The organism is Achromobacter veterisilvae (assembly GCF_037619525.1).
Lineage (GTDB): Bacteria > Pseudomonadota > Gammaproteobacteria > Burkholderiales > Burkholderiaceae_B > Achromobacter > Achromobacter veterisilvae.
In genome coordinates this window covers 6,251,636-6,274,863 of the sequence record NZ_CP148753.1, presented here as the reverse complement: position 1 = coordinate 6,274,863, position 23,228 = coordinate 6,251,636, and the positions used below count along the sequence as shown (strand labels likewise).

At 67.1% G+C, this 23,228-nt stretch carries 18 protein-coding genes; 15 read left to right on the top strand and 3 right to left on the bottom strand.

Annotated features, from left to right (window positions below; all coding sequences use genetic code 11):
- The first annotated feature begins 82 nt into the window (after positions 1–82).
- The 6 genes from WHX56_RS29265 (at position 83) to WHX56_RS29240 (ending at position 7,416) form a co-directional block, all read left to right on the top strand.
- The gene (locus WHX56_RS29265; protein WP_129242999.1) at positions 83–871 is read left to right on the top strand and encodes an alpha/beta fold hydrolase; all 789 of its coding nucleotides are present in this window, start codon (positions 83–85) and stop codon (positions 869–871) included.
- A 111-nt stretch (positions 872–982) separates the two neighbouring features.
- Entirely contained in the window at positions 983–1,981 is a 999-nt protein-coding gene (locus WHX56_RS29260) for a Dyp-type peroxidase (protein WP_338879702.1), read from the top strand.
- A 117-nt stretch (positions 1,982–2,098) separates the two neighbouring features.
- Positions 2,099–3,886 (top strand): acyl-CoA dehydrogenase family protein, encoded by a 1,788-nt coding sequence (locus tag WHX56_RS29255; protein WP_338879701.1) that lies wholly within the window; start codon positions 2,099–2,101, stop codon positions 3,884–3,886.
- A gap of 29 nt (positions 3,887–3,915) precedes the next feature.
- Positions 3,916–5,793, top strand: a complete 1,878-nt coding sequence (locus WHX56_RS29250) for an acyl-CoA synthetase (protein ID WP_338879699.1) — start codon at positions 3,916–3,918, stop codon at positions 5,791–5,793.
- Between the two features lie 9 nt (positions 5,794–5,802).
- On the top strand, positions 5,803–6,600 hold the full coding sequence (locus tag WHX56_RS29245) for an enoyl-CoA hydratase (RefSeq protein ID WP_287756456.1): 798 nt from the start codon (positions 5,803–5,805) through the stop codon (positions 6,598–6,600).
- A 27-nt stretch (positions 6,601–6,627) separates the two neighbouring features.
- Positions 6,628–7,416 carry a crotonase/enoyl-CoA hydratase family protein gene (locus WHX56_RS29240; protein WP_129243008.1) on the top strand — a complete coding sequence of 263 codons (789 nt, stop codon included), beginning with the start codon at positions 6,628–6,630 and terminating at the stop codon, positions 7,414–7,416.
- Here WHX56_RS29240 and WHX56_RS29235 read toward each other — a convergent pair.
- Entirely contained in the window at positions 7,413–8,546 is a 1,134-nt protein-coding gene (locus WHX56_RS29235; RefSeq protein WP_129243010.1) for a PAS domain-containing sensor histidine kinase, read from the bottom strand. The two genes, WHX56_RS29240 and WHX56_RS29235, sit on opposite strands and share 4 nt — an antisense overlap.
- 153 nt (positions 8,547–8,699) lie before the next feature.
- On the opposite strand from WHX56_RS29235, the gene WHX56_RS29230 reads away from it, so the two are divergent.
- The 3 genes from WHX56_RS29230 to fhuE all read left to right on the top strand — a co-directional run bounded on the left by WHX56_RS29230 (position 8,700) and on the right by fhuE (position 12,707).
- Positions 8,700–9,677 carry a Bug family tripartite tricarboxylate transporter substrate binding protein gene (locus WHX56_RS29230; RefSeq protein WP_129243012.1) on the top strand — a complete coding sequence of 326 codons (978 nt, stop codon included), beginning with the start codon at positions 8,700–8,702 and terminating at the stop codon, positions 9,675–9,677.
- 17 nt (positions 9,678–9,694) lie between these two features.
- The gene (locus WHX56_RS29225; RefSeq protein WP_129243014.1) at positions 9,695–10,321 is read left to right on the top strand and encodes a response regulator; all 627 of its coding nucleotides are present in this window, start codon (positions 9,695–9,697) and stop codon (positions 10,319–10,321) included.
- A gap of 190 nt (positions 10,322–10,511) precedes the next feature.
- Positions 10,512–12,707 (top strand): ferric-rhodotorulic acid/ferric-coprogen receptor FhuE, encoded by a 2,196-nt coding sequence (gene fhuE, locus WHX56_RS29220; protein ID WP_338879697.1) that lies wholly within the window; start codon positions 10,512–10,514, stop codon positions 12,705–12,707.
- 30 nt (positions 12,708–12,737) lie between these two features.
- On the opposite strand, the gene WHX56_RS29215 is transcribed toward fhuE, so the two are convergent.
- Entirely contained in the window at positions 12,738–13,514 is a 777-nt protein-coding gene (locus WHX56_RS29215; RefSeq protein ID WP_287753821.1) for a hypothetical protein, read from the bottom strand.
- Between the two features lie 168 nt (positions 13,515–13,682).
- Between WHX56_RS29215 and WHX56_RS29210 the strand changes: the two genes are divergently transcribed.
- The 6 genes from WHX56_RS29210 to WHX56_RS29185 all read left to right on the top strand — a co-directional run bounded on the left by WHX56_RS29210 (position 13,683) and on the right by WHX56_RS29185 (position 22,310).
- Positions 13,683–14,192 carry an RNA polymerase sigma factor gene (locus tag WHX56_RS29210; RefSeq protein ID WP_129243019.1) on the top strand — a complete coding sequence of 170 codons (510 nt, stop codon included), beginning with the start codon at positions 13,683–13,685 and terminating at the stop codon, positions 14,190–14,192.
- Positions 14,179–15,165 (top strand): FecR family protein, encoded by a 987-nt coding sequence (locus tag WHX56_RS29205; protein WP_338879696.1) that lies wholly within the window; start codon positions 14,179–14,181, stop codon positions 15,163–15,165. The genes WHX56_RS29210 and WHX56_RS29205 overlap by 14 nt, the downstream gene beginning before the upstream one ends.
- Positions 15,166–15,342: 177 nt before the next feature.
- Positions 15,343–17,835: a TonB-dependent siderophore receptor gene (locus WHX56_RS29200; protein WP_338879695.1), complete on the top strand. Its 2,493-nt coding sequence runs from the start codon at positions 15,343–15,345 to the stop codon at positions 17,833–17,835.
- Between the two features lie 122 nt (positions 17,836–17,957).
- Positions 17,958–19,007, top strand: coding sequence for an NADP(H)-dependent aldo-keto reductase (locus tag WHX56_RS29195; protein WP_338879694.1), 1,050 nt, complete (start codon positions 17,958–17,960; stop codon positions 19,005–19,007).
- A 572-nt stretch (positions 19,008–19,579) separates the two neighbouring features.
- Positions 19,580–20,011 carry a YciI family protein gene (locus WHX56_RS29190; RefSeq protein ID WP_287756294.1) on the top strand — a complete coding sequence of 144 codons (432 nt, stop codon included), beginning with the start codon at positions 19,580–19,582 and terminating at the stop codon, positions 20,009–20,011.
- A 193-nt stretch (positions 20,012–20,204) separates the two neighbouring features.
- Complete coding sequence (locus WHX56_RS29185; protein WP_338881851.1) at positions 20,205–22,310, top strand: TonB-dependent receptor; 2,106 nt, start codon at positions 20,205–20,207, stop codon at positions 22,308–22,310.
- Here the strand turns inward: WHX56_RS29185 and WHX56_RS29180 are convergent.
- Entirely contained in the window at positions 22,300–23,118 is an 819-nt protein-coding gene (locus WHX56_RS29180) for a metallophosphoesterase (protein WP_287756295.1), read from the bottom strand. The genes WHX56_RS29185 and WHX56_RS29180 overlap by 11 nt on opposite strands.
- Positions 23,119–23,228 lie beyond the last annotated feature (110 nt).

Genomic DNA, 23,228 nt, shown 5'->3' with positions numbered 1-23,228 from the left:
TCCCGCGGGGGCGCGGCGTGGGGGTTTCCTATAATCCGGGTGCGCCGCGATGGCGCGCGGCCTCATATTCCAGGATTCCTTCATGCATTCCATCACCAGCCAGGAAGTCTACGTACCCACCAGCCAGGGCCGCCTGTATGCGCGGCGTTGGGACCCCGCGGGCGGGGTGGCGGCCGGCGCGCCCATCGTGCTGCTGCACGACTCCCTGGGCTGCGTGGAACTGTGGCGCGACTTTCCGGAACTCCTGGCGCGCGAAACCGGTCGCGGCGTGATCGCCTACGACCGGCTCGGCTTCGGCCGCTCCGATCCGAACGGCGCCACCTTCGGATCCGGCTTCGTCGAGGACGAGGCGCTTGCGGGGTTCCGCCAGTTGCGCGAAGCGCTCGGCATCGGGCCGTTCGTCGCCTTCGGCCACAGCGTGGGAGGCGGGATGGCCGTCTGCTGCGCGGGGGCCTACGGGGACGATTGCCAGGCCCTGATCACCGAATCGGCGCAGGCGTTCGTCGAAGACCGCACGCTGGAGGGCATCCGCGTGGCGAAGCGGAACTTCGACGAGCCCGGCCAACTGGATCGCCTGAAGAAGTACCACGGCGAAAAGGCCGCCTGGGTGCTGGGAGCCTGGGTCGACACGTGGCTGTCGCCCGGCTTCGCCGACTGGAACCTCGACGAGCCGCTGCGCCAGGTGCGCTGTCCGGTGCTGGCCCTGCACGGCGAAGCGGACGAATACGGTTCGTCCCTGCATCCCGAACGCATCGCCCGGCTGACCGGCGGACGTCCCGTGCTGCTGGAGAACTGCGGCCACGTTCCGCACCGCGAACAGACCCGCATCGTCCTGGACCTGGCCGGCCAGTGGCTGAAGGCGGTGCGCTGAAACGCGGCCTTGCCGCGCCTGGCCGGAGTTCACACCGCCGACATCCGCGCTTAGAATCGGACTGGCTTTTTTCTTTCGCGCTCCGCGCCCGTTTCCAAGGTCCACGATCCGATGTCCGATACTCCAGCGCCCCTCTCCCAAGCCGTGCACAACCCCACCACCCGCCACGCCATCTTCATCGTCGCGACCCTGAACGCGGGCGCGGGCGCCGCCGAGACGGTGCGAGGCTGGTGCGAGGACGTCGCCGCCCTCGTGCGGACGGTGGGCACGCGCTCTCCCCAGGAAAACCTCTCCTGTGTCTGTGCGTTCGGCTCGCGCGCCTGGGATACGCTCTTCGGCTCGCCGCGCCCGGCGGCGCTGCATCCCTTCCGTGAATTCGGGTCGGGCGAACGCACCGCCGCCGCCACGCCGGGAGACCTCCTGCTGCACATCCGCGCGGACTCGATGGATCTCTGTTTCGAGCTTGCCACGCTGTTGCGCAACCGGCTGGGCGACGCCGTGACGGTCGTCGACGAGGTCCAGGGCTTTCGCTACTTCGACCGGCGCGCCATCATCGGCTTCGTCGACGGAACCGAGAATCCCGAAGGGCGCGAAGCCGTCGACTTCACGGTGATCGGCGACGAAGACGCCGAGTTCGCCGGCGGAAGCTACGTGCTGGTGCAGAAGTACCTGCACGACATGACGGCCTGGAATTCGCTTACCGTGGAAAGCCAGGAAGGCATCATCGGGCGCCACAAATTGTCCAACGTCGAACTCGACGACGACATCAAGCCGTCCTCGTCCCACAGCGCCTTGACCACCCTCGAGGAAAACGGGCAGGAAGTGAAGATCCTGCGCGACAACATGCCCTTCGGCCGGCCCGGCGCGGGCGAATTCGGCACCTACTTCATCGGCTATGCGCGTTCGCCCGCGCCCATCGAGCAGATGCTGGAGAACATGTTCGTCGGGCGGCCTCCCGGCAACTACGACCGCCTGCTGGACTACAGCCGCGCCATCACGGGCGGCCTGTTCTTCGTGCCGTCGGCCGACCTGCTCGAATCGCTCGCCTCGCGCGCTCCGTCCGCCGGCGAGGCCGCCGTGGCGCCGGCGTCCGCGGGTTCCGCGGCCTAGGGGATGTCAGCGCGTCTATCGGAATTCGCTGACAGGTATATCGGCTAACGCTGACATTACGCCGGCCGGACGTCCGTTGCACACTGGCGCATATCTAGTCAGGAGCGGCAGGACGACATGAAAGACGGGCTATACACGGCGCCTCAGCGCGACATGCAATTTGCGCTTTACGAGGTTCTCGACGTCGAAGGGGAACTCGGCCGGCGCGCGGGCGGGGCCGCCATGGACCGCGAGACCCTGGACCAGATCCTGGAAGGCGCGGACCGCCTGTGCCATGGCGTGCTGGCGCCGCTGAACGCCAGCGGCGACCGCGAAGGCTGCCGCCTGGAAGGGCACGAGGTGCGCACGCCCGCCGGATTCGGCCAGGCCTACCGCGCCTATGCCGAGGGCGGCTGGCCGGGGCTGTGCGCCAGCGAAGAGCACGGCGGCCAGGCGCTGCCCACCGTGGCGTCGGCCATCGTGGGCGAGATGCTGGGCGGATCCAATATTTCGTTCGCGCTCTACCCGCGATTGTCCGAAGGCGCCTATCGCTGCATACGCGCCAACGCCACTGCCGAGTTGCAGGCCGTATACGGCCCCAAGCTGGCCAGCGGCGAGTGGACGGGCACCATGTGCCTGACGGAAGCGCAGGCCGGCACCGACCTGGGCCTGCTGCGCACCAAGGCCGTCCCCGACGGGGACGGCGCCTACCGGATCAGCGGCGGCAAGGTTTTCATTTCCTCGGGCGAGCACGACCTGGCGCCGAACATCGTGCACATGGTGCTGGCGCGCCTGCCCGACGCGCCGGCCGGCACGCGCGGCATCTCGCTGTTCCTGGTGCCCAAGTTCCTGCCCGACGCGGGCGGCCGGCCCGGCGAGCGCAACGGGGTCTACTGCGACGCCATCGAGCACAAGCTGGGGCTGCACGCCAACGCGACCTGCGTCCTGCGCTTCGAGAACGCCAAGGGCTACCTGGTGGGCGAGGCGAACAAGGGCCTGGCCGCGATGTTCGTCATGATGAATTCCGCGCGGCTGGGCACGGGCGCGCAGGCGCTGGGCCTGACCGAGACGGCCTTGCAGAAGTCGCTGGCCTATGCCGCCGAACGCCTGCAGTCGCGCGCGCCGGGCCAGGAAAAAGCGGTTACGCGCGCCGATCCCATCCTCCTGCAGCCGGACGTGCGGCGCATGCTGCTGACGCAGCAGGCGTGGGCGCAGGGCGCGCGCATGTTCCTGTACTGGCTGGCCCTGCAGATCGACGCCGAACAGCATGCCGGGCTTGCGGCCGAGCGCGACCGGGCGGGCGGCCTGCTGAGCCTGCTGACCCCGGTGGCCAAGGCCTTCGTGTCCGACAACGCCGTGGAAGCGGTGAACCTGGCGGTGCAGGTCCATGGAGGCAGCGGCTACATCGTCGAATCGGGCATCGAGCAGACGCTGCGCGACGTGCGCATCCTGCCCATCTACGAAGGCACCAATGGCGTCCAGGCGCACGACCTGCTGGCCCGCAAGGTGCTGGCGGACCAGGGCGGCAGGCTGGCGCAGCTACTGGCGCTGGCGCGCGGGCAGGCCGATTCCGCGGAAGCGGCCGAGGGCGGGGCGGAGTTCGGGCGGCCGCTGCGCGAATTGGCCGACCGCATCGAGGAAGCGGTGCCGCGCCTGGCAACCCTGGCCGCCGCCGATCCGGCGCAGGTCGGGGCGTCGGCCAGCGATTTCCTGCGTATCGTGGGACATCTGGTATACGGCTACTTCTGGAGCCGCGCCGCGCTGGCCGCCTTGACCCGGCTGCCGGCGGCGGATCCCCTGCGTGCCGAAAAGCTGGCCACGGCGCGCTTCTACTTCGAACACCTGTTTCCCGAAACCGAAATGCGCCTGCGGCGGCTGTTCGTGCCCGCCGAGCGCTTCACCAATCCCCGCGCGCTCGCCGCCTGAGGCTGGCGCGCACCGCGCAAGAAGAAAACATGGAGACACCTCAATACTGGGTCCGCGCCGACCTGTCCACCGCCGAACGCATCCGCGAATTCGAGGCGACGCCGCTGCGGGAACGCGGCCTGCCGGACAGCACCTACGCGTTCCTGGCGCGCAGTTGCCGCCAGGCGCCGCAGGCGACGGCCATCCGATACCTGCGCGAACCGTCCAGTTGCGGCGCGCCGGAAGACATCAGCTTCGGCCGCTTGCTGGAACGCATCCACCAGACCGCCAACCTCGTCCGCGGCGAAGGACTGGGCGCGGGCGACGTGGTCAGTCTGCTGCTGCCCAACACGCCGCAGGCGCAATACGCCCTGTGGGGCGGGCAGGCGGCGGCCGTCGTCAACCCCATCAACTGGATGCTCGAGGCCGAGGCCATCGCCGCCATCGTGCGCGCGGCGGGCGCCCGCATGCTCATGGCCTATGGCGGCGACCCGGAGATCGAGATCTGGGACAAGGTCCTGCGCGTGGCCGAACTCTGTCCGCAACTGCGGACCATCGTGCGGCTGGGCGGCGACCGCTCGGGCGCCGCGCCGGCCGGCCGGCGCTTCCTGGACTATGACGCCGTCATCGACGGCTACCGGGGCGATGCGCTGGATTTCGAGCGCGCCATCCTTCCGGACGACCTGGCGTCGCTGTTTCCCACCGGCGGCACCACGGGGGCGCCCAAGCTGGTGCGGCACAGCCATTGGAACGAAGTGGCCAGCGCTTGGCTGAGCGCGGCGGTGGCGGGAATCGTCGAAGGGGAAAGCCGGCTGTCGGCGACGCCGCTCTATCACGTGGTCGGCGCGTTCGCGGGCTCGCTGGCGACGCTGGCGCGGGGCGGCACGCTGGTGCTGGCGACCTCGGTGGGCTGGAAGCATCCGAAGCTGCTGCCGCAGATCTGGCAGGTCGTCGAGGCCTGCCGGGTGAACTATCTGACCATCGTGCCCACGATCATGAACCAACTGGTGCAGATGCCCATCGGCGCGCACGACATTTCGTGCGTCAAGGGCGTGCTGTCCGGCTCGGCGCCGCTGTCGGAAAACGTGGCGCGCCGGTTCCTGGCGATGACCGGCCTGGCGGTGCGCGAAGGCTACGGCCTGACCGAGACGACCTCGGTCTGCATGATGAATCCGAAGGACGGCGAAGTGAAGACCGGCTCGGTCGGCCTGCTCTTTCCGTACCACCGGGCCCGCGTGGTCGCGCTGGACCGCCGCGAAGGCCTGCGCGATTGCGCGCCTGGCGAGGCCGGGGTGCTGGCCCTGTCGGGCCCCACGGTGTTCAGCAGCTACGCGTCGGGCGGACAGGCCGGGTTCCTGGAGCCCGGCTGGCTGGACACGGGCGACCTGGCGCGGATAGACGAGGACGGCTACATCTGGATCACCGGCCGCACGAAGGATCTCATCATCCGCAGCGGGCACAACATCGACCCCAAGGCGGTCGAGGAAGCGTTCTACCGCCATCCCCAGGTGCTGGAAGCGGCGGTGGTGGCGCGGCCGGACAGCTATGCGGGGGAAGTCCCGGTGGCCTACGTCCAACTGGTCGAAGGCGCGCGCATCGACGCGGCGCAGTTGCTGGCGGAGGTGCGGCCCGGCATTTCCGAGCGCGCGGCCGTGCCCAAGGACTGCTACATCATGGCCGGCCTGCCCAAGTCGCCGGTCGGCAAGATCCTGAAGAACCGCCTGCGCGAGGACGCCACGCTGCGAGGCTTCGACAAGGCCCTGCGCGCCGCGGGCATCGAATCCGGCTATGAACTGGCGCTGGAGTCCGGCCACGAGGTGCGCATCCGCCTGAGCGGCGCGGGCCCCGACCCGCAGCAAGTGCGCGACGCGCTGGCCAGCTTCACCACCGCCTATCTGATCGTAACGGCCGACCCGGCCTCTGTGTAGGAGATCGTCATGTCTTATGAACTCATCCGCGTCGAGCGCATCGGCCCGGTCTGCCGCATTTACCTGAACCGCCCCGAGGTGCGCAACGCCCAGGACCGCAGCCTGCTGCGCGAACTGGACGGCGCCTTGCGCGAGGCCGAGGCCGACGACGACGTCCGCGTGGTCGTCCTGGGCGCCGTGGGCGACCATTTCTCGGCCGGGCACGACCTGAAGTCGGCGCGCGTGGAGCGCCCCAATCCGACCGTGGAACAACGCTGGAACTATGAAGAGGAACACTTCCTCGAATACTGCCTGCGGCTGCACGACCTGAAGAAGCCGACCATCGCCCAGGTGCAGGGCGCCTGCATCGCAGGCGGATACATGGTCGCCAATATGTGCGACCTGATCGTCTGCGCCGACAATGCCTTCTTCTCGGATCCGGTCGCGCACTCGATGGGCACGGCCAGCCTGGAGGTGCTGATCCATCCCTGGGTGATGGGCATGCGCAAGGCCAAGGAGCTGATCTTCACGGGCGCGCGCCTGCCGGCGGCCGAGGCGCTTCAGATCGGCATGGTCAACCGCGTGGTGCCCGTGGCCGAACTGGAGCAGGCCACCCTGGAACTGGCCAACACCGTCGCCGCCGCGCCGCCTTACGGGCTGCGCTTCACGAAGCGGTCGCTGAACCGGACCTGGGACGCGCAGGGGTTCCGCGCGGCCATCAGCGCCCACTTCGACCTGCACCAGCTCTCCCACGTTACCGAGGAGTTCCAGGAGCACCTGAAGCGCGGGCTGGATTCGACCATCAAGCGGGCCAAGGGCCTGGCCTGAACCCGCCGCGAGCACAAGGAGACAGAAATGGAAGACGCGAAGAAAACCGGCGAAGTGCGCATGGAGCGCGACGGCGCGGTCTGCATCATCAAGGTGGACAACGTCGCGAAGAAGAACGCCTTCTCGCCCGAGATGATGGAGCAACTGGCCCAGCACCTGACGCGGTTCGAAGAAGACGACAGCCTGTGGGTGGCGGTGCTGTGCGCCGAGGGCGAACACACCACGGCCGGCCTGGACATGCCGAAGTTCTTCGGGCCTACGGCCACCGCCCGGCCGCGCCCGGACGCCTGGGTGGATCCCTTCGGCCTGAAGCGGCGCGCCACCAAGCCGGTGATCGCCGTGGTGCAGGGGATTACCTACACCATCGGCATCGAGATCATGCTGGCCTGCGACATCGTCGTGGCCGCGGACACCGCGCGCTTCGGCCAACTGGAATCGCGCCGCGGCATCGCGCCGCTGGGCGGAGCGCATTTCCGCTACCTGTCGCGCACGGGCTGGGGCAACGCCATGTACCACCTCTTCCTGTGCGAGGAATTCGGCGCGCAGCGCGCGCTGGAGCTGGGTTTCGTGCAGGAAGTCGTGCCCTACGGGCAGCACATCGAGCGGGCGCTGGACCTGGCGCGGCGCATCTGCCGCAATGCGCCGCTGGGCATCCGCGCGACCAAGGAGGCCGCGCTGAAGTACATCGAATCCGGCGAACAGGCCGCCATCGCCTGCATTCCGCAGATCCGGGAAAAGGTCTTCGCGTCCGAGGACTTCAAGGAAGGCATCCAGTCCTTCGTCGAGCGTCGCGAAGCCCGCTTCCAGGGCCGCTAGAGCGGGTTCTCTTCGGGAACCGCGCCGGGGCCCTGGCGGCCGGGCGCGGGGATCCTGACCGTGAGCAGGGTGCCGCCGCCTGGGGCGGGCTCCACCGACAGCGCGCCGCCCATGCGGCGGGCCCGCTCGCGCATGCCCAGCAATCCGTAGGCGCCCGGGCGCTGGCCGTCGCCGGCCATGCCCTGCCCGTTGTCGCGCACCGACAGCACGATCTCGCCGCCGTCGCGCCCCAGCCGCACCCAGACCTCGCTGGCTTGCGCGTGCTTGGCCACGTTGGTCAGGCTTTCCTGGAAGATGCGGTAAAGATGCCCCGTGGCGTCCATGTCCAGCCCCAGTTCGCCCGCCTCGGGCTCATGGCGGCAGGCCACGCCATAGCGCGTTTCGAACTGCTTCAGATGATTGGCGATGGCCGCCGGCAGGCCCAGGTGCGGCAGGGCGCTGGGATGCAGGTCCTCGGAAATCTGCCTGACCGTGGCGATGGTGTCCTGCACCAGGCCCAGGCATTCGGCCACCTGCCGTTCCAACTGGACGCGCGGGTCGCGATGGACGTCGCCCGCCAGTGTCTTGCCGATGTTGCGCGCCAGGCGGGAAATGTCGAACTTCAAGGCGGACAGCATGCCGCCGACCGCGTCGTGCAGTTCCATCGCGATGCGCTGGCGCTCGGCCTCGCGCACGGATTCGATGTGGCTGACCAGCTCCGCCAGCGCCGCTTTCGATTGCTGCAGTTCCTCTTGCCGCTGCAGCCGCAGCGTGGCGTCGATGCCCACGCCGATCACGGCGGGCTGGCCGCGGAAGTCGATCAGCCTGCCGTGGATCTCGATGGCCCGCTGCTGCCCGTCGGGCAGGCGCAGGTGCACCGTGAAGGTGGATTCCTTGTCGCCGCCCGCGAGGCGCCGCTCGTATTGCCGCATCAGCGAGTCGCGCTGCTGCGGCGGCGCGACCTTGGCCAGCGGCCGGCCGATCAGTTTTTCGCGAGGCACGCCGCAAAGCTTGGCGAAGGCCTCGTTCACGTAGACCAGGTGTTCGTGCTGGAGCAGGTAAATGCCCGCCACGGACTGTTCGATCAGGCCTTCGAACAGCAGGCGGTAGTTGGCGTCTTCCTGGCTCAGGGGCCAGTGGAATTCTTGCATGGAGAGGCGCGGCGTAAGAAAACGATGACAGGACAATCGGCTAATTCCGACAGATTAATAAGCATGCCTCTATTTACACTGTCCACACACTAAAGGACCCCAACGTTGCATGTCAATCCGCGGGGCGTGGAGCAGGGCACTTGGAGACAGATTGTGCATAGACGTTCTTTCATGAAACTGGGCGGCGCCGCGTCGGTGGCCGCGATGGGGCTGCCGTTCGGCGTGCGCGCGGCGGGCGCCTTTCCCGAAAAACCCATCCGCGTGCTGGTCGGATTCTCCGCCGGGGGCGTGACGGACATCGTCGTGCGCGCCCTGGCCGAGAGCGCCTCGACCGTGTTCGGGCAGCCCATCATCGTCGAGAACAAGCTCGGCGCGGGCGGGGTCATGCCCGCCTACCAGTTGCAGAACGCGACGCCGGACGGCTACACCGTGGGCCTGATCGCGCACAGCGTTTTCCGCCTGCCCTATATCTCCAACATCAAGTGGGACCCCGCCGCCGACCTGGACTACATCATCCGCCTCACCGGTTTTACCTGGGGCCTGGTCGTCGCGGCCGACTCGCCCATCAAGACCTTCGAGGACTACGTCGCGTATGCCCGCAAGAACCCGGGCAGGATGACCTACGGCACCGTGGGCAGCCTGACCACGCAGCACCTGACGATGGAGCAGATCTCCGCCAGCCTGGGGCTGCAACTCACCAACGTGCCCTACAAGGGCGTGGCCGAAGCCTTGCCGGCGCTCATGGGCGGGCACATCATGTCGGTGGCCGACGCGTCTTCCTGGGTGCCGTACGTGACGTCCGGAAAAATGCGGCTGCTGGTGGTCTGGACCGAAAAGCGCGTGCCGCGCTTTCCCGACGTTCCGACGCTGCGTGAGGTGGGCATCGACATGGTGCAGACCTCGCCGTGGGGCCTTGCCGCGCCCAAGGGCACGCCGCCCGAGGCCATCCGGCGCCTGCACGACGGCTTCAGGCAGGCGATGGCGCAAAAGCCGTTCCAGGACGCGCTCGCGAACTATGATATGGAACAGCAGTACATGGATGGCGCGGCGTACCGCCAGTTCGCGCGCGACTCCATCGAGAAAGAAAACCGCATCCTCGCTTCCCTCAACGTTCCCCGCGGCGGCCAATAACGCCGCAGCCAGCGCCCATGATCCGTGTCCTGATTGTCGATGACCACACCATTTTCCGCGACGGCCTGAAAAGGCTGCTCGCGGAGGAGGACGATATCAGCGTCACGGGCGAGACCGCCGACGCCTCCGAGGCCCTGAGCCTGCTGCGCGCCAACAGCTACGACGTCGTGTTGCTGGACGTCAACCTGCGGGGGCGCAGCGGCCTGGACGTGCTGCCTTCCATACGCGCGGAATGGCCGCGGCTGCCCATCATCGTGCTCAGCATGTATCCGGCCGAGCAGTACGCGCTGCGCGCCTTCGAGGTGGGGGCCAGCGGCTATGTGGCCAAGGACATGGACTCCAAGGTGCTGGTCCTGTCCATCCGCCAGGCCGCGGCGGGCGGGCGCTATTTTCCGGCCGAGCTTTCCGGCAAGGCCGCCTCCGCCATCGCGCGCGGGGAAGTGCCGCATGAAAAACTGTCGCCGCGCGAATACCAGATCATGATGCTGATCGTGCAGGGCATGCGGCTCACCGACATCGCCACCCAGCTCATCGTCAGCGTCAAGACCATCAGCACCTACCGCCAGCGCATCCTCCAGAAACTGAAGGCCGGCAGCAACGCCGAACTGGTGCAGTACGTCATCCGGCACGGCCTGATCGACTAGCCGTCCTTTCCGCCGCGCGCGGATCCCTTTCTCCGATTTTGCGCCGGCGGCCGAAAGCCGTGCCGCCGTTATCCCTTGATAAATAGGGACATTTCTGCCGCCGGAGGCCGAAAAATAATAAAACACATGAGAATCGTTTGCATTACACTTCCCGTCGATTTGAAGTTTCGACATGGGAAAGGAAGCCAACATGCAAGATTCTCGGCCTGCCGGCCGCCAATTTCTGGTCCGCCGGCGTTTCGCGCTTCGGCGCACTCCCTGCCTGGTGCTGATGGCGCTGGCCTGCGGCGCGGCCGCCGCGCAGGACAGCGGTGTCGCCACCCTGCCCACGGTGCAGGTGCTGGGAGAAGGGGACAACACCACCACGGAAGGAACCGGCTCGTACACGCCGCGCGCCACCGCCGCCAGCACCGGCCTGCCGCTGACGCTGCGTGAAACGCCGCAGTCCGTCACGGTGGTGACGCGCCAGCGCATGGAAGACGAGAACATGCTGTCGCTCGTCGACGTGATGTCCAGCACGCCCGGCATCTCGGTGCAGAACTACGACAGCGAGCGCTATTCCTTCAATGCGCGCGGTTTCGGCATCAGCAACTACATGTATGACGGCGTCCCCACGAGTTTCGACACCGGCTACGCCGCCGGGGAGTCGGCCCTGGACCCGATCATCTACGACCGCGTCGAAGTGGTGCGCGGCGCCACTGGGCTGATGTCCGGCACCGGCAATCCCTCGGCTTCCATCAATCTGGTGCGCAAGCACGCCATCAGCCGCGAATTCACCGCCGACATGAGCGTCAGCGCCGGCAACTGGGACACCTACCGTGGCACGCTCGACCTGTCCACGCCGCTCACCGCCAACGGCAATGTGCGCGGCCGAATCGTATCGGCCTACCAGGACAACCATTCCTACCTGGACGGCTACCAGAACAGCAAGAAGATCTTCTACGGCGTGGTGGATGCCGACATCACGTCGCGCACCACGCTGAGCGTGGGTTTCAATTACCAGGACAACGATCCGAAGCGCAGCAGTTGGGGCGGGTTCCCCCTGTGGTACGCGGACGGCGGCCGCACGGACTGGGTCCGGTCGCTGAACACCGGCGCCGACTGGTCGTCATGGGGCAGCACGACCCAGGGCGCGTTCGCCAGCCTGGAACATCGCTTCGAAAGCGGCTGGACCGTGCAGGCGGTGGGCTCGCACTCCAAGAACGAGATGGACGGGAAGCTGCTGTATCTGTACGGGTGGCCCGACCGCGACACCGGCCTGGGCATGGGCGCGTCGCCCGCGTGGTACCTGGGCGACCGCAAGCAGAACAGCGTGGACCTCAAGGCCTCGGGTCCGTTCACCCTGTTCGGCCGCCGCCACGAGGCCGTGGTGGGCGCCAGCTTCAACCGCCAGTACGCCGACTTCGATTACCGTTCGGCCGTAGCCGCGGCGCCCATGGGCAGCTTCCTGGATTGGGACGGTTCCTATCCGGAGCCCGAATGGAACGATGCTTCCGTGACCGCCACGCGCTACACCACCAAGCAGACCGGCTGGTACGGCGCGCTGCGCCTGAGCCTCGCGGATCCGCTGAAGCTCATCCTGGGCGGGCGCTATGCGACGTGGAAGACCGATTCCGTCGGTTTCGGCGGCGGCGACCGCCAGGCCTTCGACAAGAGCGAATTCATCCCGTACGCCGGCCTGCTGTACGACCTCAACGAGAACTACACCGCCTACGTCAGCTACACCGGGATCTTCAACCCGCAGAGCTACCAGGACCGCAACGGCAGTTGGCTGGACCCGCTGGAAGGCAAGTCCTACGAGGCCGGCATCAAGGGCGAATTCCTGGACGGCAAGCTGAACGCCAGCGCCGCCGTGTTCCAGGTGGAGCAGGACAACGTGGCCCAGGCCGACCCCGGCTACATGGTGCCCGGCACCATCAACCAGGCCTATACCGCCGCGCAGGGAACCCGCAGCCGCGGCTTCGACCTGGAGGTCTCGGGCGAAGTGATGCCGGGCTGGAACCTTGCCGCCGGCTGGTCGCACTGGACCGCGCGGGACGGCGACGGCAATGCCATCCAGACCGACCAGCCGCGCAGCCTGGTGCGCCTGTTCACCACTTACCAGTTGCCGGGCGACTGGAACCGCCTGACCGTCGGCGGCGGCGTGAACTGGCAAAGCCACGTGTACACCATCGCCAGCGGCCCCAACGGCGATGAGCGCGTCGGCCAGGGCAGCTACGCCATCACCAACCTGATGGCGCGCTACCGCTTCAACCGCAACCTCAGCGCGCAGCTCAACGTCAACAATCTGTTCGACCGCAAGTATTACAGCCAGATCGGGTTCTACAGCCAAGGCGCCTGGGCCGCCGGCCGCAGCGCGATGCTGACCATGCGATACCAGTACTGACGCGGGACGGAAGCGGGGGCGGACCGCCGCCTACCGCTCCTGTTCCAGCGTCGCCTTCATCCGCAGCATGCTTTCCTGGCTGACCGTGATGACGCCGCTGGACGGCTGGTCGACGTCCAGGATGAAGGTCAGGACCAGCGAGATCAACGTGGCGAACAGGCCCGTCGAAATCAGCCGCCTGCGCTTTTGCAGGCCGGTTCCGTAGGCGATGAACGCCATGGCGCCCGAGGTGACGATGAAGAGCAGGTAGAACACCGGCTCGGGCACGTGGTTTTCCAGCGCGACCCGGCGCTTTTCGTTGACCTGGGCCATCTCGTTGATGGCCTGGATGAACATGATGGTGGAGATCGACGGCGGGGATTCCAGCACGCTGGCGGCCGTGGAGCGGATCTGGCGCTCGATGCGCCGCGACGCGGCGCCGGCGGCGGCCTGGCGGGCGCTGTCGTTGTCGGCGTCGTGGAAATCCAGCGCCGTCGTGGTGTATTCCACCAGCAGGGCCGCGATCGGAGCGCGCGCCGCCGGAGGAAGCAACTGGGAGCGCCAGTAGGCGTTGCCGATGGCGTTGGCTTCTTCCAGCACCAGGTTCTTGCGCGTTTCGAAGCGCGTGACCGACATCGCGAAGGTAAAGCCCAGCAGCAGCGCCAGCAGGCCCAGCAGGGCGGTCTGCAGCGCGCCGATGTGGGTCTTGTGCGTTTCGTCGGAGGGCTTGCGATGCTTGCGGCCCAGGCGGAAGCCGAGTTCGATGATCGCCAGGAAGACGATGACGCAGATGAAGAAAACATAGGTCTCGTCGATTTCCCGCAGCACGTTCGTATCCCGGAGTCGATCGGGAATCAAGCGTATGCCGATTCGAACGGCGCGGGCAAGGTGCGAATTACCTGGATCTGGCGCAAGCGGGCGGCCGGACTCCCGATTATTTGAAGAAATGATAACTATTTGCAATAATTGCTTTTTGCCATCCGGCCCGTGCACGATATGTCTCCGACCCATTCTCCGCTTGCAGGCTGGCTCGCGCTTTACCGCGAGTTCATGCAGGCATTCGCGCACCGCTTCGGCAACCGCAGCGATGCGGAGGATGCGGCGCACGACGCGATCGAACAACTGCTGACGCGCAGCGACGTGACCACCATCGAGCATGCCCGCCGTTTTCTTTTCCGGGCCGCGGCGCATCGCCGCATCGACACCTGGCGGCGGGATGCGCGCAATCCGCATATCGCGCTGCAGGACCTGCCTGAACAGGACCACCCGTGCGTCCCCAGTCCCGAAGCGGCCGTGCGCGCGCATCAGTTGATGAATGCCCTGGTCGCGGCGCTGGAAGCCCTGCCCTTGAACTGCCGGCGCGCCTACGTGCTGAATCGCATCGAAGGCTGGACGCATCGCGAGATCGCGGTGACGCTGTCGGTGTCGGTCAACAGCATCGAGCGCTATGTGATGCAGGCGTGCCGGCACGTACGGGCCGCGTTGAACCCCCATGAGTGGCGCTGAAACCGTCGCCGACGCGGCGTCCCGCTGGTCCACGCGAGTCCACTCCGGCACGATGAGCGCGGCCGAGCAGGCCGAGCTCCTGGCCTGGCGGCGCGCGCATCCCGATCACGAAAAAGAGTTCCTGGCGCAGGAGGCGCTGAACCGGGCCGCCGCGTCAATGCCGGACGCGCTGGTGCGGCGGCTGTACGGCGGCGATCTGCCTGAGCGGCCCCGGCTTGGGCGCCGCCGGGCGCTGCGCGCGGGCGTCTGGCTGTTCGCCATCGGCGCCTCGGGCGCCGCGGCCGTGGCGGCCACCCGCCGCGAGAAGCCGGCCGACTACGCGGCGCAGTGGTCGACCCGCAAGGGCGAGCGGCGCAGCGTGCCCCTGCCCGAGGGGACGGTGCTTGAATTGAACACGGACACGCAGGCCAGCGTGGCCCTGTATCCGGATCGCCGCGTGGTCACGCTGAACCGGGGGGAGATGCTGTTCGACGTGAGCGCCGATGCGGCGCGGCCCTTTATCGTCGAGGCGGGCCTGGCCCGCGTCCAGGTGACGGGCACGCGGTTCAACGTGCGGCGCGGCGACGACGACGTCAGCGTGGCGGTGCAGGCCGGGGCCGTCGAGGTCCGCAGCGGCCCATGGTGGTCTCGGCGCCTGAATGTGTTGACTGCCGGCCTGGGGACTTCGGTGGACGCCGACGGCCGCCAGCCGGAGCCGCGCGCGGTGAACCTGTCGGCGGAACTGGCCTGGGTGCAGGGCAGGGTCGTGTTCCGGAACGCGCCTCTGGCGGCCGTGGTACGCGAGTTGAACCGCTACCTGGCGGCGCCCCTGGCGCTGGCGAACGAGCAGGTGGGCAGCCTGCGGCTGAGCGCCTCGTTCCGCCTCGATGACCCGGCGGGCATTGTCGAAGGCCTGCCGGCGGTCCTGCCCGTGACCATCCGCCGCCTGCCGGACGGCCGCGCAGTGCTGGATGCCCGGACCGACCGGCCATAGACGGCCGGGCGCTTTGTTTCAATTTGAAACAATTGATTTGCCGGAATCGTTCAGGACTTTTGCCCCGTGATTCGTATTGCATGACAGGCCGCCGATTTGCACCCGGCGGCCGGTCACGATCCTTGGCCAAGGGATAGGGCGCGAAGCGCCCGCAGCAATCACCGAACGAGTCCAGCTTTGAATTCACATTCCCGCATTACGCCCCGCGCCCCGCGCGCGCGGCGCCGGCCCGCCGCCGCCACCCTGGGCAGTCTTGCCATCGCCGTCGGGCTTGCGCTCACGGGCGGCCTGGCCGCCGCGCCGGTTCATGCGCAGGCCAGCGCCGTACAGGTCGATATCGCCAGCCAGCCCTTGTCGGAAGCCCTGCTTGAACTGGCCGAGCAAACCCGGCTCCAGATCCTGTTCGCGCCGGACATCGTGGCCGGCAAGACGGCGCCGGCCCTGCGCGGCAGCTTTACCGCCGACCAGGCGCTGGCCGCGCTGCTCAAGGGCACCGGCCTGCGGTACCAGCGCCAGGGCGACCGTTTCATGCTGACGGCCGGCGAACCGGACATGTTGAACGCGGTCACCGTCATCGGCATGGCCGAGCGGCACAGCATGACGGAAGGCACCGGGTCCTACACCACGCGCATTAGCAGCATCGCGTCCAAGACCGAGCAGAGCTTCCGCGAGATTCCGCAGTCGGTGTCGGTCGTCACGCGCCAGCAGATGGAAGACCAGAACATTACGGATATCCGCCAGGCCATGCTGGCCGTGCCGGGCGTCACGTACAACGGCGTGGATTTCTATTCGCGCGGGTTTGCCATCACCAGCATGCAGATCGACGGCGGCGCGCCGCTGGCGCTGGGTTCCTACAACTACGATCCGCAGCAGCAGATGGCGTTCTACGACCGCGTGGAGGTCATGCGCGGCGCGTCCGGCCTGCTGGGCGGGGTCGGCGATCCCGGCGGCATCATCAACCTGGTGCGCAAGAAGCCTTTGGCGCAGGACCAGTTGAAGGTGTCGCTGGCCGCGGGAAGCTGGGACGACCTGCGCACCGAGATCGATGCCAGCGGCAAGCTGGCGGCCAACGGCAAACTGCGCGGCCGCGGGGTGTTCAGCTACCAGAACAGCGATTCGTATATCGACCATCGCCATACCGAACGCCCCGCCGTGTATGGCGTGCTGGAGGCGGACCTCGGCCCCGATACGCTCCTGACCGTGGGCGGCAGCTACAGCCAGATCAACAATGACGGCGCGCCGCCCACCTTGCCGCGCTATAGCAACGGCGCCGATCTGGGCCTGTCGCGCAGCGCGAATCTGTCGCAGCCGTGGGCCTATGACGATACCGACCGCTGGGAAGTGTTCGGCCAGTTGGAGCATCGCTTCCGCAACGGCTGGATCGCCAAGCTCAACGCCACCCATACCGACCAGAAGACCGACCGGATGTGGAACTACACGTCGGGCTCGGTGGATCCGGTGACCTTGGGCGGACTGACCTGGGGCGCGGGCACCGCGAAAAGCTCGAACCGGCAGGACATGGTGGACGCCAACCTCAGCGGAACCTTCGACGTGCTGGGGCGCACGCACGAATTCGTGGTGGGGGCGGACTGGCAGCGGGTCCGCAGCGACTGGGTCAATTCCAACCTCGCGGTCAACTATCGGGACCCCGTCGACCCCTTCAACCCCGGCGCGTGGAATCCGGGCAGAACGGACGCGGACTACAACTACAGCGCGCATTACGGCCCCTGGGGCCAGGAGCAAGTGGGCGGTTACGCCCTGCTGCGCCTGCATCCCACGGACAGCCTGAGCGTGGTGGCCGGCGCGCGCATCAGCCGCTACGAATTCTCGCAAATCATCAACACCAAGCGCGGCGCGGCCGATTGGCAGGTGTTCCAGGACGCCAAGTTCAACGAAGCCACGGAGATCACCCCTTACGGCGGCCTGATCTACGACCTGAACGAGCAGTGGTCCGTCTACGGCAGCTATTCGGCCATCTACAAGCCGCAGCCGCTGGTGATGCAGGGGCCGCAGCCGGGCAGCGCCCTGCCTCCCATCAAGGGCAAGAGCTTCGAGGCCGGCATCAAGGGCGAACTGTTCGACGGCGCGGCCAATGCAACGCTCAGCCTGTTCAATGTGGAACGCACGGGCACGGCGGTGCTGGATCCCGCCTACGAGAGCAGCAGCAGCGCCTACGACGGCAATTGCTGCTACCTGGCGCAGGGCAAGGTGGTCAGCCGCGGCGTCGACCTGGAGCTGGGCGGCGAGATCGCCACGGGCTGGCAAGTCACGGCCGGCTATACCTTCAACACCACGAAGGACAAGAGCACCGGCACGCGCTACAGCAGCGTGACGCCCAAGCATCTGTTCAAGCTGGCCACGGCCTACCGGCTGCCCGGCGATCTGGCGAAATGGACCGTCGGCGGCAGCATGCTGCTGCAAAGCGCAAGCTATGTGTCCGGCACGGCCAGGGACGCCAGCGGCGATTTCGTGCCGTTCGATTTCAACCAGGGCGGCTATGCCATCCTGAACGCGATGGTGCGCTATCAGATCACGCCGCATTGGAACATGACGCTCAACGTCAACAACCTGACCGACCGCGTCTACTACCAGCAGATCGGGACGCTCAATGGCAACAACGTCTATGGCACGCCGCGCAATGCCATGCTGACGCTGCGGGGCACTTTCTAGGGATACCGGACACCGGCACCGGCGCGCGACGAGAGTCGCGCGCATTCTTCTCCTGTCAGCGAAACGCCAACATCTTGGAGTAAGGTGTCGATTCCCCTTTAAGACCCCGCACGGAGCAGAACTTGAAATACCGCAAACTCGGCCGCACCGACCTGGACGTCAGCCTGATCGGCCTGGGCACCATGACCTGGGGCGAGCAGAACACCGAAGCGCAGGCCCACCAGCAGCTCGATTACGCGCTGGAGCGCGGCGTCAACCTGGTCGACGCCGCCGAGATGTACCCGGTGCCTCCCAAGCCGGAAACCCAGGGCCTGACCGAAACCTATATCGGCACCTGGCTCGCGAGGACCAAGCGCCGCCACGACATCGTGCTGGCCAGCAAGGTGGCCGGCCCGGTGCGCGACGCCAAGCGGCCCGGCCACATCCGCGACGGCAAGACCTTCCTGGACCGCAAGAACCTGACCGCCGCCCTGGACGCCAGCCTGAAACGCCTGCAGACGGACTACCTGGACCTGTACCAGTTGCACTGGCCCGATCGCACCACCGCCACTTTCGGCAAGCTGTCTTATCCCTGGGTGAAGGACGAATACACCGTGCCGATCGAGGAAACGCTGGAAGTGCTGCAGGACTTCCAGCGCGCCGGCAAGGTGCGCCACGTCGGCGTGTCCAACGAAACCCCGTGGGGCGTCGGACAGTTCCTGCGGCATGCGGAGAACAAGGGCCTGCCGCGCATCGCGTCGATCCAGAACGCGTACAGCCTGCTGAACCGCGTCTTCGAGAGCGGCCTGTCGGAATTCACCCATCATGAAGACGTGGGCCTGCTGGCCTATTCCCCGCTGGCGATGGGCATGCTTTGCGGCAAGTACCTGGACGGCGCGCGTCCCGCGGGCGCCCGCCTGACGCTGTACACGCGTTTTACCCGCTACAGCAACGCGCAGGCCGAGGCCGCCACGCGCGAATACGTCGAGCTGGCGCGCGCGCACGGCATCTCGCCGACCCACCTGGCCCTGGCCTGGGTGAACCAGCGCCCCTTCGTGACCAGCAACCTGATCGGCGCCACCACGCTGGAACAACTGAAAGAGAACATCGACAGCGTGGAGGTGACGCTGCCGGCCGAGGTGCTGGAGGCGGTCGACCGGATCCACGCCCGGCAGCCCAATCCGGCGCCTTGAGGGGCGCCGAGAAACCAAGTGCCAGTGTCTGACACCCGTACGAGACAGTCCCGGGTTTGCGCGGTTGCTGCCCGGGTGTCTGACACCGAAGCGCTATGAGGATCGGCGAGAGGCCAAGTGCCTATGTCTGACACCCGTACGAGATGATCCCGGGTTTGCGCCGTTGCTCCCCGGGTGTCTGACACCGAAGCGCTATGAGGATCGGCGAGAGGCCAAGTGCCTGTGTCTGACACCCGTACGAGATGATCCCGGGTTTGCGCCGGTGCTTCCCGGGTGTCTGACACCGAAGCGCTGTGAGGATCGGCGAGAGGCCAAGTGCCTGTGTCTGACACCCGTATGAGAGGATCCCGGGTTTGCGCCGGTGCTCCCCGGGTGTCTGACACCGAAGCGTCGTGCTCTTTCGTTGGTGTCTGACACCCGGGAAGATCTGCTTCAGCCCGGCGGACCGTCTCGTACGGGTGTCAGACACTGACGCCGTCACACTTTTTTTCATCGCCGCTGTCGATCTGGCGCCGCGGCGTTCGTCGTCTTCCTGGAGCGAGAATGTTCCGACACCCCCCAAGGAGACCGACATGCGATTCATGGTACTAGTCAAGGCGACGGCGGACAGCGAAGCGGGCGTCATGCCCACGGAACAACTGCTGGCCGACATGGGCCGGTTCAACGAGGAACTGGTGAAGGCCGGCGTGATGCTGGCGGGCGAGGGCCTGCATCCCAGTTCGAAGGGCGCCCGGGTGCGCTTTTCGGGCAGCGCCAGGCAGGTGATCGACGGCCCCTTCGCCGAAACCAAGGAATTGGTCGCCGGCTTCTGGATCTGGCAGTGCGCGTCCATGGAGGAGGCGATCTCCTGGGTCAAGCGCTGCCCCAACCCGATGCCCGGCGAATCCGATATCGAGATCCGCCGGATCTTCGAGGCCGAGGACTTCGGCGACGCCTTCACGCCGGAGCTGCGCGAACAGGAAGAACGGCTGCGCGAGCAGTTGGAGAACAAGCCGGCGCATTGAGGCAAGGACCGCGGGCCGCGCGGGCGGGGCAGGGAGGTTTTGCGATTACCAATATAATTGCGAATCAGTTCTATTCATAAAAAATAGCCTTCCCCCCCGCTCTGGAGTATTCAACGTGGTCCGTTCCGCTTCCACCAGGAAGTGCCGTGCGCGCAAGCAAGCACGGTTCGCAGTTTCGCCTTATGTTTTTGTCCTGACGCTGGGCCTGGCCCATTCCGCGGGCGCTCATGCCCAGTCCGTTTCGCCGCCGGGCGCGGCCGCCGATCCGCAGGGCGTGGCCCAGCTTCCCGCCGTCACCGTGAACGCCACGTCGGTGGACGATACGCTGGAGCACCTGTCGGCGCCCGTCAACACCGGCGCGCTGGGCAACCGCAGCCAACTGGAGACGCCGTTCTCCACCACGGTCGTGACCGCCGCGGATATCGAGGAACGGCAGGTCAACAAGCTGGGCGACGTGTTTGCCCTGGACGCGTCGGTGACCGACAACAGCGCGTCGTACGGCGCCTGGGCGAGCTACCTCAGCGTGCGCGGCCTTCCGCTGGACTGGCAGAACTCCTACCGTATCGACGGCAAGCCGTTCCTGAGCTACGTCACGACCCTGCCCTACGAGCACTTCGAACAGATCGACCTGCTCAAGGGGGCGTCGGGCTTCATGTATGGCTTCGGTTCGCCCGGCGGCCTGATCAACTACGTGACCAAGAAGCCGACCGACGAGCCCGTGCGCAGCATCGAGCTGGGCTATGTGTCCAAGGGACTGCTGCGCGAGCACGTAGACCTGGGCGGCCGCGTGGGCGAGAGCGGCCGGTTCGGCTACCGGCTCAACGCGACGCACGACGAGGGCAATACCTATAACGGCGGCTCGCTCTACCAGGATTCGGTGTCGCTGGCGCTGGATGCGCGCCTGACCGACAGGCTGACCTGGGACTTCCAGTCCATTTACCAGGACCGCAAGGCGATCCGCCAGGAGCCGACCATCTATGCCGGCGCGATGGCGGGCGGCGAACTGCCGTCGCCGGTGCGCAACGACAATGGCAGGATGGTGGGCGAAGGCCCGTACGCGGACAACAAGTTCCGCTTCTATTCGACCGGGTTGAAGTACCGGCTGTCCGACGGCTGGACGCTGCGCACCGACTATAGCTACAGTTCCACGCGCACCCGCCGCAACGAGTCGGTGCTGTTCCTGCAGAACCAGGCCGGCGATTACGACGACTACCGCTCGGACTACGGCGAGGCCTACGCCTACAACCAGTGGCAGGGCATGGTCGAGGGCAAGTTCTCCACCGGCCCGCTGAAGCACCAGGTGGTGGCGGGCGCGTCGTGGCAGAAGCAGAAGAACGACTACAGCTCCAACGGCGTCTACCAGTTGCAGGGCACGGGCAATCTGCGTACGCAGAACGCCAACACGTACTACAGCGAGGGCGGCCTGGACCTGTACCGCGCCGCCGAGATCACGCAGAAGGCGCTGTTTGCCAGCGACACCATCGACCTGACCGGAGGCTGGTCCGTGCTGGGCGGCCTGCGCTACACCGACTACGAGCAGGTCGGCTTCGACGCCACCGGCGCGCGCGCCTCGCGCTACGACAAGAACGGCGTGCTCACGCCGACGCTGGCGCTGATGTACAACATCACGCCGCAGACCATGGCGTACGCGAGCTACATCGAGTCGCTGGAGCCGGGCTCCTCGGTCGGCAATACCTACGCCAACGTCGGCGAGCTGCTCGATCCGCTCAAGAGCAAACAGTACGAAGTGGGCATCAAGACCAGCCAGGATGGCTGGGCGGCGACCGCGGCGCTGTTCCGGATCGAGAAAAAGGCGGAGTACGCCAACGCGTCCAATGAACTGGTGCAGGACGGGAAGTCGATCTACCAGGGCCTGGAGCTGGGGGCCTCGACCCGCATCGCCACGAACTGGAACGTGGGCGGCAGCCTGATGTTCCTGGACACCGAGTACAAGAAGGGAGCGGACTTCACGGGCAACCGCGTGGCGGGCGCGCCGAAGTTCGTCGCCGCGGCCCAGGTCGCCTATGCGGTGCCGCAACTGCCCGGCCTGAAGCTGCGGGCCGACGTGAAGTACACGGGCGGCGCCATGCTGGGGGCGTCCAACGCGGTGCAGGTGGACGACTACGCCATCGTCAACATCGGCGCCACGTACGACACGCGGATCTACGGCTACGAGACTACCTTCCGCGCCGGGATCAACAACCTGGCGGACAAGCGCTATTGGCTGTACCAGTCCTCGGACTACGTGAAGGCGGGCGACCCGCGCACCTACAGCCTGAGCGCCAGCCTCAAGTTCTAGGCGCGGCCAGGTCCCATACGCGGCCGGGTGTGAAGTCCTGCTGCTCGCCTTTCTTGGCGTAGCCCAGCGGGTTGGCCAGCACCCGGCAGCCGTCCTTCAGGTAGTCCTGCGGGCAATGCAGGTGGCCGTGCAGCCAGTAGTCGGCCAGGGGCAGCAGGTGGTCGAGGGCATTGCAGAATCCCGCGGTGCCGGGCGTCACGCCATAGCGCGGGTCGGCGCTGGCCAGCGTGGGGGCGAAGTGGGTGACCGCCACCGTGGGGCCGTCGAACGGCTCGCGCAGGGCGGCCTCCAGCCATTGCTGGCAGGCCAGCCCCTGTTCGCGCATCTGCTCGGCCATGAAGGGGGCGCCATGGCGGCGCATCTCGGCCTTTTCCAGATAGAAGTCCGCCGCCCGGAACGCCTTGGCGCGTTTGTTCAGCGCGTCGCCCACCGTGTCGCCGTCGGCGGCCAGCGCGTCGAAATCGGTCCAGAGCGTGGTGCCGACCAGGCGCATGCCGCCGATGACGAGCGTTTCGCGTTCCAGCCAGTGGATGTCCAGCGCGCGGCACAGTTCGCGCAGGCGTTCGTGCGTTTCGTCGAAGTCCAGGTTGTCGTATTCGTGGTTGCCCGGAACGTAGACCACCGGCGTGGGCCAGCCGTTGCGCGGCGCGTAGCTGCCCAGCCCGAAGTCCGTTCCATTCAGCCGGGACCCCCTGCGGTACGAGCCGATGTCCCCGGCCAGCACCAGCAGGTCCGCGCCGGGCGCGGGCCGGGCCAGGAAGGTGGGATCGGTTTCGAGGTGCAGGTCGGAGAGCAGTTGGATCTTCATACCCTCAATCTTAGGCGACCGCGGCCCGGGCCGCGGAAGCGGAGCCCGGCCTTTCCATGAGACACTTTCCCGGATCGACCGGGACACGGTAGGCGCGGGCCCCCGGACCG

Coding starts and splice junctions, on each gene's coding strand:
- WHX56_RS29265 (WP_129242999.1), top strand. CDS start 83: ATGCATTCCATCACCAGCCAGGAAGTCTACGTACCCACCAGCCAGGGC.
- WHX56_RS29260 (WP_338879702.1), top strand. CDS start 983: ATGTCCGATACTCCAGCGCCCCTCTCCCAAGCCGTGCACAACCCCACC.
- WHX56_RS29255 (WP_338879701.1), top strand. CDS start 2,099: ATGAAAGACGGGCTATACACGGCGCCTCAGCGCGACATGCAATTTGCG.
- WHX56_RS29250 (WP_338879699.1), top strand. CDS start 3,916: ATGGAGACACCTCAATACTGGGTCCGCGCCGACCTGTCCACCGCCGAA.
- WHX56_RS29245 (WP_287756456.1), top strand. CDS start 5,803: ATGTCTTATGAACTCATCCGCGTCGAGCGCATCGGCCCGGTCTGCCGC.
- WHX56_RS29240 (WP_129243008.1), top strand. CDS start 6,628: ATGGAAGACGCGAAGAAAACCGGCGAAGTGCGCATGGAGCGCGACGGC.
- WHX56_RS29235 (WP_129243010.1), bottom strand. CDS start 8,546: ATGCAAGAATTCCACTGGCCCCTGAGCCAGGAAGACGCCAACTACCGC.
- WHX56_RS29225 (WP_129243014.1), top strand. CDS start 9,695: ATGATCCGTGTCCTGATTGTCGATGACCACACCATTTTCCGCGACGGC.
- fhuE (WP_338879697.1), top strand. CDS start 10,512: ATGCAAGATTCTCGGCCTGCCGGCCGCCAATTTCTGGTCCGCCGGCGT.
- WHX56_RS29210 (WP_129243019.1), top strand. CDS start 13,683: ATGTCTCCGACCCATTCTCCGCTTGCAGGCTGGCTCGCGCTTTACCGC.
- WHX56_RS29205 (WP_338879696.1), top strand. CDS start 14,179: ATGAGTGGCGCTGAAACCGTCGCCGACGCGGCGTCCCGCTGGTCCACG.
- WHX56_RS29190 (WP_287756294.1), top strand. CDS start 19,580: ATGCGATTCATGGTACTAGTCAAGGCGACGGCGGACAGCGAAGCGGGC.
- WHX56_RS29180 (WP_287756295.1), bottom strand. CDS start 23,118: ATGAAGATCCAACTGCTCTCCGACCTGCACCTCGAAACCGATCCCACC.